Raw genomic sequence first — 14,195 nt, forward strand, 5'->3', positions numbered from 1 at the left:
GCGCGAGCATGGATCTGCAGCGGTGGATGCTGTGAGTACGGAGGAGACGCGCTCGGAGCTGCGTGCGACGACGCCGTTCCCCGTGGTGCCGCTCGTGGCCCTCGCCGTCGCCGTGTTCGTCAGTGTGACGACGGAGTTTCTGCCGACCGCCGTGCTGACGCCGATGGCGCGGGACTTGCACGTCGATCCCGCAGCGCTGCCCCTCCTCGTCACGGTGTTTGCGGTCGCCGTTGTGGCGCTCACCCCGTTGCTCGTGCGGCTGACCCTGCGTTTTGAACGCCGCAGCCTCCTCATGATCGCGCTCGCCGTGATGGCGCTCGCGAACCTGGGCGCCGCTGCAGCGGGAGGGATGCCGATGATCGTGCTCGCGCGCATCGTGGCCGGCGCGGCGCACGGGCTGTTCTGGGCGGTGACCGGCAGCTACACCGCCCAGCTCGTGCCGGGGCATCGCCTGGCGCAGGCTGTGGCGATCACCGGTGCCGGCGTCAGCGCGGCGTTCGTGCTCGGTGTGCCAGCGGGAGCGGCGCTCGCCGACGGGTTCGGCTGGCGGATGCCGTTTGTCGTCGTCGCGGCTGCCCTGCTCCTCGTCGTTGGGATGCTGCGGCTGGTGCTTCCGCGGGTTCCCGGGGTTGAGCACGGTCCGACCGCCGGCGGAACCGGGGGAGCGGACCGCTCACGCGGCCGGGTGCTCGCGCTCTGTGGCATCGTCGTTCTCGTGATGGGGTCGCAGTACGCGCTGTTCTCACTCGTGAGCCCCTACCTGCTCGACGTCGTCGGCATCGCACCCGCCGCGCTCCCGATGGTGCTCGTCGTCTACGGCGTGCTCGGCATCGGCGGGCTCATCGGTGCGGGAGTGGCGGGCACGCGCTGGCCGCACGCGACACCGGTCGCACTCGTCGCCGGACTCGCGGTCGGGGTCGCGCTGCTTGCGCTCGCCGCGGATCGGCCTGTACTCGGTGTCGTGGGAGTCGGGGTGTGGGGGATCGCCTTCGGCGGTGTGCCCGCCATTCTGCAATTCGCGGTGCTGGCTGCGGCATCCGAGGAGCTTCGCCCGCGGGCATCCGCCTGGCTCACCAGCACGTTCAACGCGGCGATCGGTGGCGGCGCGGCGGCCGGGGCCGCGATTGCGTCGCTGGCGGGAGCTGGGGTGCTGGCGTGGGCCGCCCTTCCCGGGCTCGTGTTCGCGGTGGTGGGGCTGTTGCTGCTCGCCCGCTCGCGTGAGGCGCGTTGATTGAGACGTGCTGGGCGATTCGGCGTCGAGCGCGGCAGTTCCATGCCCGCGCTACAGAAGCTTCTGCAGCGCGGGCATGGATGTGCAGCGTTGAGAGAGGGTGCGGGTGGCGGTGAGGGATGAGAGCGCGTGCGGATGCCGGGGTGCGGCTAGCCACGATGGGGGCATCACACCCGCAGAGCGGATCGATCGCACGGCGTCAGCCCCGGCCCGCAGGCATCCGTTTTCAGCAGAGCGGATCGATCTCACGGGGCCAGCCGCGGCCCGCAGGCATCCGTTTCTGCAGCGCTGAGCGAGGGTGCGGGTGGCGGCGAGGGATAAAGGCGCGTACGGATGCCGGGGCGCGGGGATTCAGGTAGCCACGATGTGCGCATCACACCCGCAGAGCGGATCGATCTCACGGCGCCAGCCGCGGCCCGCAGGCATCCGTTTCTGCAGAGCGGATCGATCGCACGGCGTCAGCCCCGGCCCGCAGGCATCCGTTCGCGTGTTAAATCTCGGCGGGAGTCTTCTCTGCCGTGGGCTGGGCGTGGTTGCGGCTCGCGCGTCGTTCGCGACGGGACGGGGTGGTTCGGGACAGCGGGTACTTCTCGTCGAGGTGGGGTTCGAGGTAGAGCCGGCGAAGCGCGAGCAGGATCATCGTGCCGCCCACCCAGTAGCCGAGGAACAACACCATGCCCTGGGCGAAAGTGAAGCTGACCAGGGTGAGGACGATGCCGATCCCGAGATAGAGCCAGCGCCAGGCGCCGGTGATCCGGTCGCGCGCGGCCTGCTGGTGCGCGGTGCGGTCCTCGAGTGAGTCCACCCGGCTGTTCAGTTCCGCGTCGTCGATCGCTGAGAAGAGGTCGCGCACCGAAACTCGGAGGGCGTCCGCCACCAGGGACAGGGTTTCCAGACTTGCGTCCTCGCCCGCCTCCAGACGCTGAACCGTCCTGAGTCCGATTCCGCTCTCGGTCGCGAGTCGCTCCTGGGTCCAGCCCTGTGCCTGTCGAAGCTCAATAATTCGTGTCTTATTCATAGAACCCATGCTCGCTCCGCCCGGTTCGGTGGCACCACGCCAGGAGGACGCCAGTGTGCCGCCACCTGCCCGCCAGCGTACCGCCACCGGATTGTGCAGGGGACGGGCTCGTCCGTGAGCGGGTGGTCGGTCGGTGCGCGAGCGCTGGATAGTGAGCGAGCGCTGCACTTCCATGCCCGCGCTACAGAAGCTTCTGCAGCGCGGGCATGGATCTGCAGCGCTGGGCGCGAGGTGGGCCAGCGAGCAGGGCGAGCGGCTGCCGGCGCGGGCACGGGCGACGGCGAGGGAGAGCGGGGAGCGGGGAGCGACCAGGGTCAGCGGGCGACTGCCAAGGTCAGCGGGCGCCTGGCAGGGTGCAGGTCGACGCACGCGTCATGGGCGCCGCTTCGACGAGGGCAGCCCGTCGAACGTGAGCCTGTCGTAGAGCCGGCGCGGCGGATAGAGGTCCCGCGGCTCCCAGCGCGAGAGGCGGCCGACCACCTGGCGCAGCTCGTTCTCGCGGTTCTTCTCGTCGATGACGGCCTTCTCGGGTGTGCGTCCGTGAAGGTAGCGGGGATCCGTGTATTTGGCTCGCCCGTCGCACTCCCCGGCGTGATCGAAGTCGTTCCAGTAAAAGTCCGGCCTGGCTGTGCGTCCGCTCGGGAGGCGGAACTCGACCTGAAGCAATGGAGGGGGAAAACCGAGAAGGTGGATCCACACACGGCTGTGCGACTCCTCCGGTGAATCCGATTGGCTCGTCGCGAAAGCCGCCGCCGCGTGCGCCTTGCGGTAGCCCCGTTGACCGGATGCCGCTTCGACGCAGCGGGTGATGGCATCCGTCGTGGTCAGGGCACCAGCGTGGCGCGCCTCGTGCAGTGCGGAGTCCATCGCCACGACGCCGTCGGCAAACGGCAGGTCGCGCGCGAGATCGACGACCGTCTGGGCGGGAGTGGTCAGGAACAGGCCGTCGAGCTCAACGATCTCAACAGACGTGAGCGGGCGGCAGTGGCGCTTCACCGCACCGGATGAGCGGCCGCCGCGCGATTGGTCGGTCGTCACGTCGATTCTCTCCGGCCAGGAACCCAGAATCCGGATGCCCCAGAGGGCGGCGGCTGCGTAATGGGAGTACAGCACTGTGCCTCGCGCTCGACCCGCGGCCTCCAGAACCTTGAGTCGGTGCTGCTCGTGGCGCGCGAGGCCGCCCCAGAACGCCGAGGGGGCGTACGAGCCGTGGGCGATGCGCACTATCGCGCCGTTGCGGGACGATCGGCGAAGTGTCGAGTCGTTGGCCCCCGTGGCCAGCTCCTCGTGTCTGCGGATGATGAAATCGGGCACCCCTCAACTGTCGGCCGCTTCGAGGGGTGGCGGGCGGCATCCGTTCGATGGGGGATAGACGAACGAATGCACGCTGCTGTGAAGGAGTCGCGGCCCGGTGTTGGGTGCCCGGGCGCGGATGGGAACGATGGCATCCCCCCGGGCGTCGAGCGCGGCACTTCCATGCTTGCGCTGCAGTTACTTCTGCCGCTTGGGCATGGATGTGCAGCGCTCGCGGGGGAGGGGTAGTCGAGTTGCAGCGCTCGGATGAGAGATGGTCGGGGACGCCCGCGGGCACACTGGCGCGCGGAGGGGCGGCCCCGTGCTGAGCGCGGCACTCCCATGCTCGCGCTCCAGTTACTTCTGCCGCTTGGGCATGGATGTGCAGCGCTCGGCAAAAGGCGGGACGGATGTGAGCCCGCGAGGCCCGGATGTGCAGCGCTCGGACGGTTAGGGAGGGCCGGCGCCGCCGCTACCGCGCGTCGGCCCCTCGCTTCGCGTCGTTCGCGTCGGCCCCTCGCTTCGCGTCGTTCGCGTCGGCCCCTCGCTTCGCGTCGTTCGCGTCGGCCCCTCGCTTCGCGGCGTCCGTAGCACTCGTAGCACCCGTAGCACCCGTAGCACCCGCGGCACCCGCGGCGTCCGCGTCGCCCGCCGCGTCCGCGGCACCCGCGTCGCCCGCGGCGTCCGCCCCGTCCGCGGAACGCCCACCCGCCGGACGCTGCGCCCGAGCCGCCGCAATCGCCGCCCGCCCCGACGGCAGCAACACGGCCACCGCCATCACGAGAATCGTCACGATTCCGGCGATGACGAGGAGTATCTGCACGCTGATCACGTCGGCCAGCGGCCCGAACACCGTCATGCCGATCGGGGTCGCCAGCGCCATCACGATGCCGACGTAACTGAACACCCGCCCGTGCATCTCGGGTTCCACCGTCTCCTGCACGAGGGTCATGAACGGCGCGGAGAACAGCGGAACGAGCAGCCCGAACGCAAACATGAAGGCGTAGAACAGCCACAGGTCGGGCGCGAGCCCGAGCGCGATGGTGAAGGCGGCGAAACCGAACGTCGCGAACAGGATGAGCGGCATCCGGCCGAATTTCGCCAGCACCGTCGCCACCAGAACCCCTCCGAGGATCATGCCAACGCTGAACGCGACCTCGAGCACCGTCACCATCCAGACCTCGGTACCGAAGGTGCGCGCGATCAGAAGTGGCGTGATGAACGACGGCGCAACGGTCAGCAGGAAGATGATGGCGAACACGCCGAGCAGCCAGCGAACCACCCGGTGCTGCCAGATGTACCGCATTCCCTCGACCAGGTCCTCGCGGTAACTCGTGGTCTTCGACGCAATCGACGCGAGCGTCGGCACCGAGACGAAGGCGAGGAAACCGACACCGATCACGGCGGTGACGACGTCGATAAAGAACACGGGCACGATGCCCCACAGCCCGAAGACGGCACCAGCGGCAGCGGGCGCGAGCAGCGCCATCGCCGACTGAATCGACCCGAACAGCCCGTTCACCCGCATCAGGTTCTCCGCCGGCACGATCTGCGGGATCATCGCCTGCACTGCCGGGGTCTGGAACCCCGCCCCGATCGATCTTGCTCCCACAGCGAGCAAAATCACCCAGAGGTCGGTGATGCCGTTGAACATCGCGATCGCGAGCACCAGCGTCACCGCCGCGATCGTGCTGTCGGCAATGATCACGAGCACACGCCGGTTCATCCGGTCAGCGACGACACCGCCAAAGATCGACACAACGCCCTGCGGAAGGAACGCGGCGAGGGCATAGAGCGCGATCGCAAAGCCCGACTGGGTCGCGAAAGTGACGTACCACATCACCGCGTACTGCACGATCATCGACCCGAACAGCGAGATGGTCTGGCCGCTGAGAAAGAGCGCGACGTTCCGTTTCCAGTGCGGGGGCACAGCGGATGCCTCGGCGCCGGTCGCGAGGATGCCGTCAGCGGATATGTCGTCAGTAGACGATGAGGCTGGCTCAGAACTCACCGGTTAAGGCTACGGGTCGCCGCTGACATGGGCCACCCGCCGCGGCTGCCATCAAAGCCCGACTTCGCGCCAAGTTCCCCACCTCATACTGGAAATGATCGATATGGTCAGACTTGATCAATTTCAATCACGTCGTGTCGGATGTGATGACAGCGTGAGAAGGAGGGTCGCCGTGATTCAACAGGGCCGCCTCAATGTCGTACTCGAACTCGTCGGTGAACGGGGCAATGTGTCGATCGCCGAGGTCAGCCAGGCGCTCGGCGTCTCAACGGCCACGGTACGCCGCGACCTCAACGCGCTCGCCGAGCAGGGACTCGTGACCCGCACCCACGGCGGGGCGTCCGCGCTCGGCTCGGCATACGAGCTCCCGCTGCAATACAAGATCGCGCGCCAGGCCGAGGCCAAGGTCGCGATCGCCAGGGCCGTCGCCGACCTCATCAATCCGGGGGAGTCCGTCGGCCTGAACGGCGGCACGACGACGAGCGAGGTCGCACGGATGCTCGGACGGAGCGAGCGACTCCGCGTCGGTCCCGACAAGGTCGGCGTCACGATCGTCACCAACGCCCTCAACATCGCCTACGAGATGTCGGTGCGCGACCACATCAAAATCGTGGTCACGGGCGGTTTCCCGCGCCGTCAGTCGTACGAACTGGTCGGCCCGCTCGTCGGTGCGGCCCTGCGCGGCTTCAGCCTCGACACCGCAGTGCTCGGCGTCGACGGGCTCAGCGCCGCATTCGGCGCGACCACCATTCACGAGGGAGAAGCGGATGCCAGCAGCGAGATCGCCGGCGTCGCCCAGCGTGTGATCGTGGCTGCGGACTCCACCAAACTCGGGCGCAGTACCTTCGCCCGCATCTGCCCGCTGAACGCGATCGACATCCTCGTCACCGATGCCGAGGTGTCGCCCGGGTTTGCCGCTGACCTCGCCGCGGCTGGCGTCGAACTCGTCGTGGCCGCACCCGCTGAGGCGGGCGACACGGATGGAGCCGGCCCGACGACGAGAGCCGCGGACTGACCCGGCCGGAGCGGCGGCGCAGAGCCCCGCCCCCGGCATCCACTGAAGTCCCAGCACTGCACCGGCGCAGTGTTACGGCCAGGTAAATAAGCGAAACCGATCCTTCCCTACCGAGGGTGAGCAGCATTAGTGTGCTGTTTTGTGATCATTTCTATATCAAACGTGACAAACTCGCGCAACATGGTGCAAGATGGCAGAAGACACAACGAAGTGGAATCCAGCAGATGAATCTCAGTTCAACTCGCGGCACCAGCGACGCCGGTGACGGGCACGGCGCAGGCACCGGCAACGGCAGCAGCACGGGCACCGGCAACGGCAGCAACGGCAGGGCCGCGGCGCCATCCCTGGCCGTCGCCGTCATCGGAACCGGCGCCCGCAGCGTGATCGCGCACCACGTCGCCGAGGCACGTCCCGGCGCACGGGTCGTCGCTGCCGTCGACACCACCGAACCCGGCCGCGACCGGGCACGCTCCCTTTTTCCTGACGCGACGGTCTACGAGTCGCTCGACGAGCTCATCGCCGCCGGCGGAATCGACGCGGCGATCGTCACCACCCCCGATCACACCCACGAGAACATCGCTGTCGCCCTGCTCGAGGCCGGCATCGCCGTCTACCTCGAGAAGCCACTCGCCATCTCCCTCGAGGGTGCCGATCGGGTGCTCACGACAGCGGCCGAGACGGGCACCCCGCTGTACGTCGGCCACAACTTCCGACACTCCGGCGTGGTCCGCGTGATGCGCGAGATCATCGAACGCGGCGAGATCGGCGAGGTCAAGGCCGTCTGGGTCCGCCACTTCGTCGGCAACGGCGGCGACTACTACTTCAAGGACTGGCACGCCGACCGATCCAAGACAGGCACCCTCCTGCTGCAGAAGGCCAGCCACGACATCGACATCGTGCACTATCTCGCCTCCGGGTACACCCGCCGCGTCGTCGGCATGGGCGACCTCATGGTCTACGGCGACATCACCGACCGCCGCGAGCGCCCGGGTGAGGTCATGGAGGACTGGTTCTCCTACGACAACTGGCCGCCGGCCGCGCAGACCGGACTCAACCCCGTCGTCGACGTCGAAGACGTCTCGATGATGCTGATGACCCTCGACAACGGCGTGCAGGCGAGCTACCAGCAGTGCCACTTCACCCCCGATTACTGGCGCAACTACACGGTCATCGGCACCGAGGGTCGCCTGGAAAACTTCGGCGACACCGCTGGCGGCACCGTCAGGGTCTGGAACCGCCGCCACGAGTGGCAGGAATCGGGAGACGCCGAGTACCCGATCGAGGGCGTCGCGAGCGGGCACGCGGATGCCGATTTGCTCACGATGACAGAATTCCTGGCCCACGTGCTCGACGGCGCCCCCACTATCGTGTCGCCCATCGCCGCACGCGAAGCCGTCGCTGCCGGGTCGCTCGCCGCGGCATCCCTCCGTGCCGGTTCCACCCCCATGACCGTCCCGGACCTGGCGCCGGCGGTTCTCTCCCACTTCACCTCCCGTACTGCCCCCTTGCACCACCCGACAATCACAACAGACGCGCTACCCAGTGAAAGGACCACCTCATGACCTCGTCCACCCCCTCCGCCCGGCGGTTGACCGCCGGAGTGGCCGCAGCCATGGGCCTCATGCTCGCGGTCAGCGGCTGCAGCTCGGATGCCGGAACCAGCGACAGCGGCGAATACGGCGCCCCCGATAAAGACCTGAAGGCATCCATCACCTACGGGCTGTGGGACAAGAACCAGGTGTCCGCGATCGAAGAGAACATCGACGCGTTCAACGAGCTCTACCCGAACATCGAAGTGAACGTCAACGTGACGCCGTACTCCGAGTACTGGACCAAGCTGCAGACGCAGGGTTCGAGCAAGACGCTTCCCGACGTGTTCTGGATGAACGGCCCGAACATCGGCCTGTACGCGTCCAACGGCCTGCTCGAGCCGATCGCCGACGCGGTTGACGCCGGCGACATCGAGCTGTCGAACTATCCGGAGTCGCTCGTCGACCTCTACAACGTCGGTGACGAGCAGTACGGCGTTCCGAAGGACTTCGACACGATCGGCGTCTGGACCAACAAGGCACTGTTCGAACAGGCCGGGGTCGAACTGCCGAGCGAGGACTGGACCTGGGACGACTTCCAGACCGCGGCCACCGACATCTCCACCGCACTCGCGGCTGAGGGAATCTATGGCGGCGCCGGCGGCATGGACGGCCAGACCACCTACTACAACACGATCTTCCAGGCCGGCGGCTCGGTCATCGACGGTGACACCTCCGGGTACGCTTCGGAAGGATCACAGGCCGGCATCCAGTTCTGGAGCGACCTCATCGCGAGCGGCGGGTCACCGTCCATCCAGCAGCTGACCGACACCACGGCAGACCAGTGGTTCACCTCCGGCAAGCTCGCCATGTACTGGGGCGGCAGCTGGTTCCGCTCGGCGCTGACCGACCTCCCGTTCGCCGGTGACATCACGGCGCTTCCGCTGCCCACGGGCGAGGAGCAGGCCACCGTCATCCACGGTGTCTCGAACGTCGTCTCCGCTGACTCCAAGAACAAGCAGGCCGCCCAGGCGTTCCAGGTCTTCCTCGCCAGCGAAGAAGCCCAGCAGCAGCAGGGTGACGCCGGCGCGATGATCCCGGCATTCACCGGAACACAGGATGCCTTCACCCAGTCGATGCCTGACGCCAACCTGCAGATCTTCCTCGACGCTGTCGAGTACTCGAAGCCCCTCCCGGTGAGCAACAACTCTGCCGTCTGGAACGCATTCGAGACCGAACTGCTGCCGCAGGCGTTCTCGGGTGAGCGCCCGACCGCTGAGGTCACCGCGGAACTCGCCGAGCAGATGGATGCGGCTCTCGCCGAGGAGTAACCAGTGACAACCGAAACGCACACTCCCGGCTCGCCCGCCCCGACCCGCACGGGTCGGGCGGCGCGAGCCGGGAGCGGCGCCCCGCCCCAGACACCGCGGCGTCGCTTCGCCGGTGACGGCATCTGGCCGTGGCTCTTCCTCGCACCACTGGTCGGCGGGATCTCGGTGTTCTACTTCTGGCCGATCCTCCAGACCGCGTTCTACTCCCTTACGGACTGGGGAGCATTCGGCGGGTGGGACTTCGCCGGATTCGAGAACTACGTCGCCCTGTTCGCCGACCCGGCGCTCTACCTCTCCTTCGGCAACACCCTGCTCTACACGGCAATCGTGCTGCTCGGCATCCCGATCGCCGTCTTCCTCGCCAGCCTGCTGAACCTGCCTGGCCTCCGTTTCGCGTCGCTCTACCGGGTGCTGTTCTTCCTCCCGTACGTGGCGATGCCGACGGCGGTAGCCATGGTCTGGCGCATCATTTTCAACGGCGACTTTGGACTCTTGAACTATGGGCTCGGTTTTCTCGGCATCGACGGACCGTACTGGATCAGCACCCCCGGTGCCGCAACAGTCGCCGTCGCGATCGTCGGCCTCTGGTCGTCGCTTGGGTTCGCGATGATCGTGCTCGCCGCCGGACTCAAGAGCATCCCGCCCGAAATGTATGAGGCATCCGAACTCGACGGAGCAACCAGGTGGCGGCAGTTTCGTTCGATCACCGTCCCGCTGCTCACGCCGAGCATCTTCTTCATCTCCATCGTCACGATCATCTCGAGCTTCCAGGTCTTCGACCTGCTCTACGCAATCCTCGGCAGCTCCAACCCGGTGCTGCCCAAGAGCATGTCGCTCGTCTACTTCTTCTATCGCGAGGGTTTCGTGAACAACGACAAGGGTTACGCGGCGGCGATCGCCATGGTGATCTTCGTCATCATCGGAATCGTGACCGCGATCCAGTTCCGCTTGCAGAAACGGTGGGTCCAGGTTGACTGAGGCAGTGGCATCCGTTCGGGTTCCTCCCGCAGCGAGGAAACCGACCCCGCGTCGCCGAGCCCCGCGTCGCGGCGGGTCGCACGTGTTCGCGCACATCATCCTCGGCGGAGGCGGGCTGCTGATGGCCTTCCCGTTCGTGTGGCAGATCATCATGTCGCTGTCGACGAACGCAGAGGTGCAGAGCGTCACGCCCGTGTTCTGGCCGGCCGAACTGCAGTGGCAGAACTACGCCGCCGTGTTCACCCGCCTGCCGTTCCTGGAACAGCTGACGACGTCGGTGGTGATCACGGTGATCCGCACGGTCGCCCAGATCCTGTTCTGCACCCTCGCCGGGTATGCGTTCGCGCGCATGCGGTTCCGGGGCAGGGGCATCCTGCTCGCGCTCGTGCTCTCCATCCTGATGGTGCCGTCGCAGGTGTACCTGCTGTCGCAGTACCAGATCGTGCAGAACCTCGGCCTGCTCAACACGCTCGGCGGCCTGGTGCTGCCCGGCCTGTTCAGCGCGTTCGGCACCTTCCTGATGCGCACCGCGTTCCTCGCGATGCCGGTCGAGCTCGAAGAAGCGGCCCGCCTCGACGGTGCGAACCCTTTCCAGGTCTTCTGGAAGGTCATGCTCCCGCTGGCCGGCCCGACGATCAGCGTGCTCGCGATCACCACAGTGCTGTGGTCGTGGAACGAGCTGCTCTGGCCGCTCGTTGTCACCACATTCAGCGATCGGATGCCGTTATCGGCGGGGCTCGCAACGCTCATTGGTGACCGCACCACCGACTACCCGGTTGTGATGGCAGCGAGCCTGCTCGCCATGGCACCCGTGTTGATCATGTTCGTTGTTTTGCAACGTCGGGTCATCGACGGCCTCGCTTCCAGCGGGCTGAAGTAACCGGCATCCAGTACGCAATTTTCCGTTCCACACAAAGCATCATCCGACTCAAAGGAGATCCACCGTGCACCAAAGGAAACATCACAAGAGATTCGTACCGATCGGAATCGCACTGGCGGGGATTGCGGCGTTGGCCATCCCGTCCGCCGCGATCGCCGCGCCGGGGGACGTCACCGTTCAATATGAAGAAAGTGCGGGGGTCATCGCCAACCCCGAGCGCGGGTTCTATGACCACACCGAAACGCACTACCGGGCTGACGGTTCCGGTTATGTGCCGCTTGTCCGTGCGGAAATCGAGGCGTTCCGCACCGAGGGTGTCACCCAGATCCTCCGGGTGTTCTACCTGGAGAAGTTCGTCAACACCCCGACGCTTGACCCCGAGTTCCTCGCCCTCGTCCAGGCCGACTACGACACGGCGCGCGAGGCTGGCATTTCCGTGATCACCCGGTTCGCCTACGTGCAGGGCGGCGCCTGGCCATACGAGCCGCCGCACGGTGACGCACCGCTCGACATCGTTCTCGCACACATCGAGCAGCTCACGCCGATTCTCCGGGCGAACGCGGATGTCATTCCCGTCGTTCAGAACGGACTGATCGGCCTTTGGGGCGAGGGCTACTACACCGACCACTTCGTCGCAGACCCCGCCAACCCCGGTGTCGTCACGGAGGAGGACTGGGCCAACCGGTCAGCGGTGACCGATGCGCTGCTCGAGGCGCTTCCCGAAGACCGTTCGGTTCAGGTGCGTACGATGCTCTCGAAGCAGGAACTCTTCGACGTGCCCACCGGCGCGGCGGGCGCCATCACGCCCGCCCAGGCGCACGACGGCAGCGACATCTCCCGCGTCGGTCACCACAACGACTGCTTCCTCGCGGCGCCCGATGACTGGGGAACGTTCCTGTCCGACCCGATCGAACTCGACCAGGAGTACCTCGAGGCGGACAGCAAGTACGTGCCCATCGGTGGTGAGACCTGCAACGTCAACCCGCCGCGCTCCGAGTGGGCGAGCGCATCGGCAGAGATGGCGCGCTACAACTACAGCTACCTCAACCGTGACTACAACCAGGCGGTCCTCAACACCTGGGGTGCCGAGGGCATCGAAGAGACAGCGCAGCGACTGGGCTACCGCTTCGTGATGACCGAGAGCACTGTCTCGGCGGATGCCGACGGCGCGACCCAGCTCACCCTCGGGGTGCGCAATGACGGTTGGGCAGCTCCGTACAACCCGAGGACCGCCGTTCTGGTGCTCGAGGGTGACGCCGGCAGCTTCGAAGTGCCGTTCACCGACAACGACGATGCGCGCATGTGGATGCCGGGTACGACCACAACGCTCACCGCATCGTTCGCGGGTGTCCCCGACGGGGAGTACCAGGCGTACCTCGCTCTTCCAGCGGGAGATGCCGGCACGAGTGTGGACGCCCCCCTGGCCGGTCAGGCCGTGAGCGACGACCCGCGGTTCGCCATTCAGGCCGCGAACGTCGGCACCTGGGATGCGACCACCGGTCTCAACGCGCTCGGCCAGACGGTGACGATCGGCGCCGCGGCTCCGGTGATCACGCCGGCTCCCGTTGACCCCGCGGATCCCGCACCTGAAGTGCCGGCCCCGGCCGCGCCGGGCGCTGCTCCTGGCACCGTCGCTCCGGTCGTGACCGGTGACGGGACGACGGATGCCCGCGACCGGCTCGTGAACACCGGTACCGAGACCAGCCCGCTTGGCCTCGCCGTCGCTGCGGCGGTTGCGATGCTGATCGGCACCGGTGCGCTCGTCGCGCTCCGTCGCCGACAGAGCCAGCTCAGCTAGGCCGGCGCTCGCCGAAACGCCGAACGGGCACCGGATGTCGTCATCCGGTGCCCGTTCGCGTGTGTCACGCCAGGTCAGCGGTCCGTGACCGGTCCGCTGATCGATGAGACGTTTAGACGGTGGTGTAGCCGCCGTCGACCAGCACGTACGCGCCGGTCATGAAGCTTGCCTTGTCTGACAGCAGGAACGCTGCGACGTTGGCGATTTCCTCGGGACGGCCGAGGCGTCCGAGCGGGTGCTTGCCCTTGAGGCCCTCGAGCATCTCAGCGGGAGCGGCTTCGAGCAGCGGGGTGTCGATGTAGCCGGGGCCGACGGCGTTGATGCGCAGGCCCTGTGCTCCGTACTCCGCAGCGGCGTTCTTGGTGAGGCCGACGACCGCGTGCTTTGACGCGGTGTACGCCGACGAGCCGAGGGCTGCGACGGTGCCGTGGATCGAGGCCATGTTGACGATGCCGCCTTCGGCCGCACCGGACTCGAGGATGGCGGGGATCTGGTACCGCATACCGAACAGCACACCGTTGAGGTTGATGCCGATGACGCGTTCCCAGTTCTCGAGGTCGGTGTCACCGGTCAGGGCGGGGGCGCCACCGATGCCGGCGTTGTTCACCGCGTAGTTGAGGGCGCCGAAGGTCTCGACGGCGAAGTCGACGGCCTTCTTGCTGTCTTCAGCGATCATGGTGTTCGACTGGAACGGAACAGCGGTTCCGCCAGCGGCGGTAATCTCGTCGGCGACGCGGGTCGCGCTCTCGAGGTTGATGTCAGCGACGACGACCTTGGCGCCGTTGCTGGCGAGTTCCTTGCTGATCGCTTCGCCGATGCCTGAGCCGCCACCGGTGACGAGTGCGGTCTTTCCTTCAAAGTTGCCCATTGTGTTTCCTTGCTCGGGACAGAGTCCCGCGTTTCTGGATAGGGGCGGTTCTTCCGAACCGTCTAGAGGCATAACGGCCTCCGAGCCCAGCCTATTTCATCACTCTGCATAGACTTCCCCGCCAAACCTGAGCAAAGCTTCCGTTCGGGTGGCGTCGTGCGCTGATCGGCAGCTGGCCGCGTGTCATCCGCCTCTGGCTGATCACCGGCAACGGCACTGTCATGGTGCCGACGCCGAGTGCGT

At 66.9% G+C, this 14,195-nt stretch carries 11 protein-coding genes; 7 read left to right on the top strand and 4 right to left on the bottom strand.

Annotated features, from left to right (window positions below; genetic code table 11):
- Positions 1-31 precede the first annotated feature (31 nt).
- Positions 32-1,231: an MFS transporter gene (locus AC1X6S_RS08890; protein WP_483405389.1), complete on the top strand. Its 1,200-nt coding sequence runs from the start codon at positions 32-34 to the stop codon at positions 1,229-1,231.
- Positions 1,232-1,721: 490 nt separating this feature from the next.
- Here the strand turns inward: AC1X6S_RS08890 and AC1X6S_RS08895 are convergent, their stop codons facing one another.
- The 3 genes from AC1X6S_RS08895 to AC1X6S_RS08905 form a co-directional block, all read right to left on the bottom strand.
- Positions 1,722-2,249: a helix-turn-helix domain-containing protein gene (locus AC1X6S_RS08895; RefSeq protein WP_483405390.1), complete on the bottom strand. Its 528-nt coding sequence runs from the start codon at positions 2,247-2,249 to the stop codon at positions 1,722-1,724.
- Positions 2,250-2,621: 372 nt separating this feature from the next.
- Entirely contained in the window at positions 2,622-3,563 is a 942-nt protein-coding gene (locus tag AC1X6S_RS08900) for a hypothetical protein (RefSeq protein WP_483405391.1), read from the bottom strand.
- A gap of 451 nt (positions 3,564-4,014) precedes the next feature.
- Positions 4,015-5,553: an MFS transporter gene (locus AC1X6S_RS08905; protein ID WP_483405392.1), complete on the bottom strand. Its 1,539-nt coding sequence runs from the start codon at positions 5,551-5,553 to the stop codon at positions 4,015-4,017.
- Between the two features lie 172 nt (positions 5,554-5,725).
- Here AC1X6S_RS08905 and AC1X6S_RS08910 point away from each other — a divergent pair, with 172 nt between their 5' ends.
- The 6 genes from AC1X6S_RS08910 (at position 5,726) to AC1X6S_RS08935 (ending at position 13,084) form a co-directional block, all read left to right on the top strand.
- A complete protein-coding gene (locus tag AC1X6S_RS08910; protein ID WP_483405393.1) occupies positions 5,726-6,568 on the top strand; it encodes a DeoR/GlpR family DNA-binding transcription regulator in 843 nt (280 codons plus the stop codon).
- 224 nt (positions 6,569-6,792) lie between these two features.
- Positions 6,793-8,130 carry a Gfo/Idh/MocA family protein gene (locus AC1X6S_RS08915; RefSeq protein WP_483405394.1) on the top strand — a complete coding sequence of 446 codons (1,338 nt, stop codon included), beginning with the start codon at positions 6,793-6,795 and terminating at the stop codon, positions 8,128-8,130.
- Positions 8,127-9,428 (top strand): ABC transporter substrate-binding protein, encoded by a 1,302-nt coding sequence (locus tag AC1X6S_RS08920; RefSeq protein WP_483405395.1) that lies wholly within the window; start codon positions 8,127-8,129, stop codon positions 9,426-9,428. The genes AC1X6S_RS08915 and AC1X6S_RS08920 overlap by 4 nt, the downstream gene beginning before the upstream one ends.
- A gap of 3 nt (positions 9,429-9,431) precedes the next feature.
- Positions 9,432-10,406, top strand: coding sequence for a carbohydrate ABC transporter permease (locus tag AC1X6S_RS08925; RefSeq protein WP_483405396.1), 975 nt, complete (start codon positions 9,432-9,434; stop codon positions 10,404-10,406).
- 82 nt (positions 10,407-10,488) lie between these two features.
- Positions 10,489-11,286: a carbohydrate ABC transporter permease gene (locus AC1X6S_RS08930; RefSeq protein ID WP_483405397.1), complete on the top strand. Its 798-nt coding sequence runs from the start codon at positions 10,489-10,491 to the stop codon at positions 11,284-11,286.
- A gap of 64 nt (positions 11,287-11,350) precedes the next feature.
- Positions 11,351-13,084 carry a DUF4832 domain-containing protein gene (locus tag AC1X6S_RS08935; RefSeq protein WP_483405398.1) on the top strand — a complete coding sequence of 578 codons (1,734 nt, stop codon included), beginning with the start codon at positions 11,351-11,353 and terminating at the stop codon, positions 13,082-13,084.
- Positions 13,085-13,196: 112 nt separating this feature from the next.
- Here AC1X6S_RS08935 and AC1X6S_RS08940 read toward each other — a convergent pair whose 3' ends face one another.
- Positions 13,197-13,952, bottom strand: a complete 756-nt coding sequence (locus AC1X6S_RS08940) for an SDR family NAD(P)-dependent oxidoreductase (protein ID WP_483405399.1) — start codon at positions 13,950-13,952, stop codon at positions 13,197-13,199.
- Positions 13,953-14,195 lie beyond the last annotated feature (243 nt).

Source organism: Mycetocola sp. Y442, from assembly GCF_056898615.1.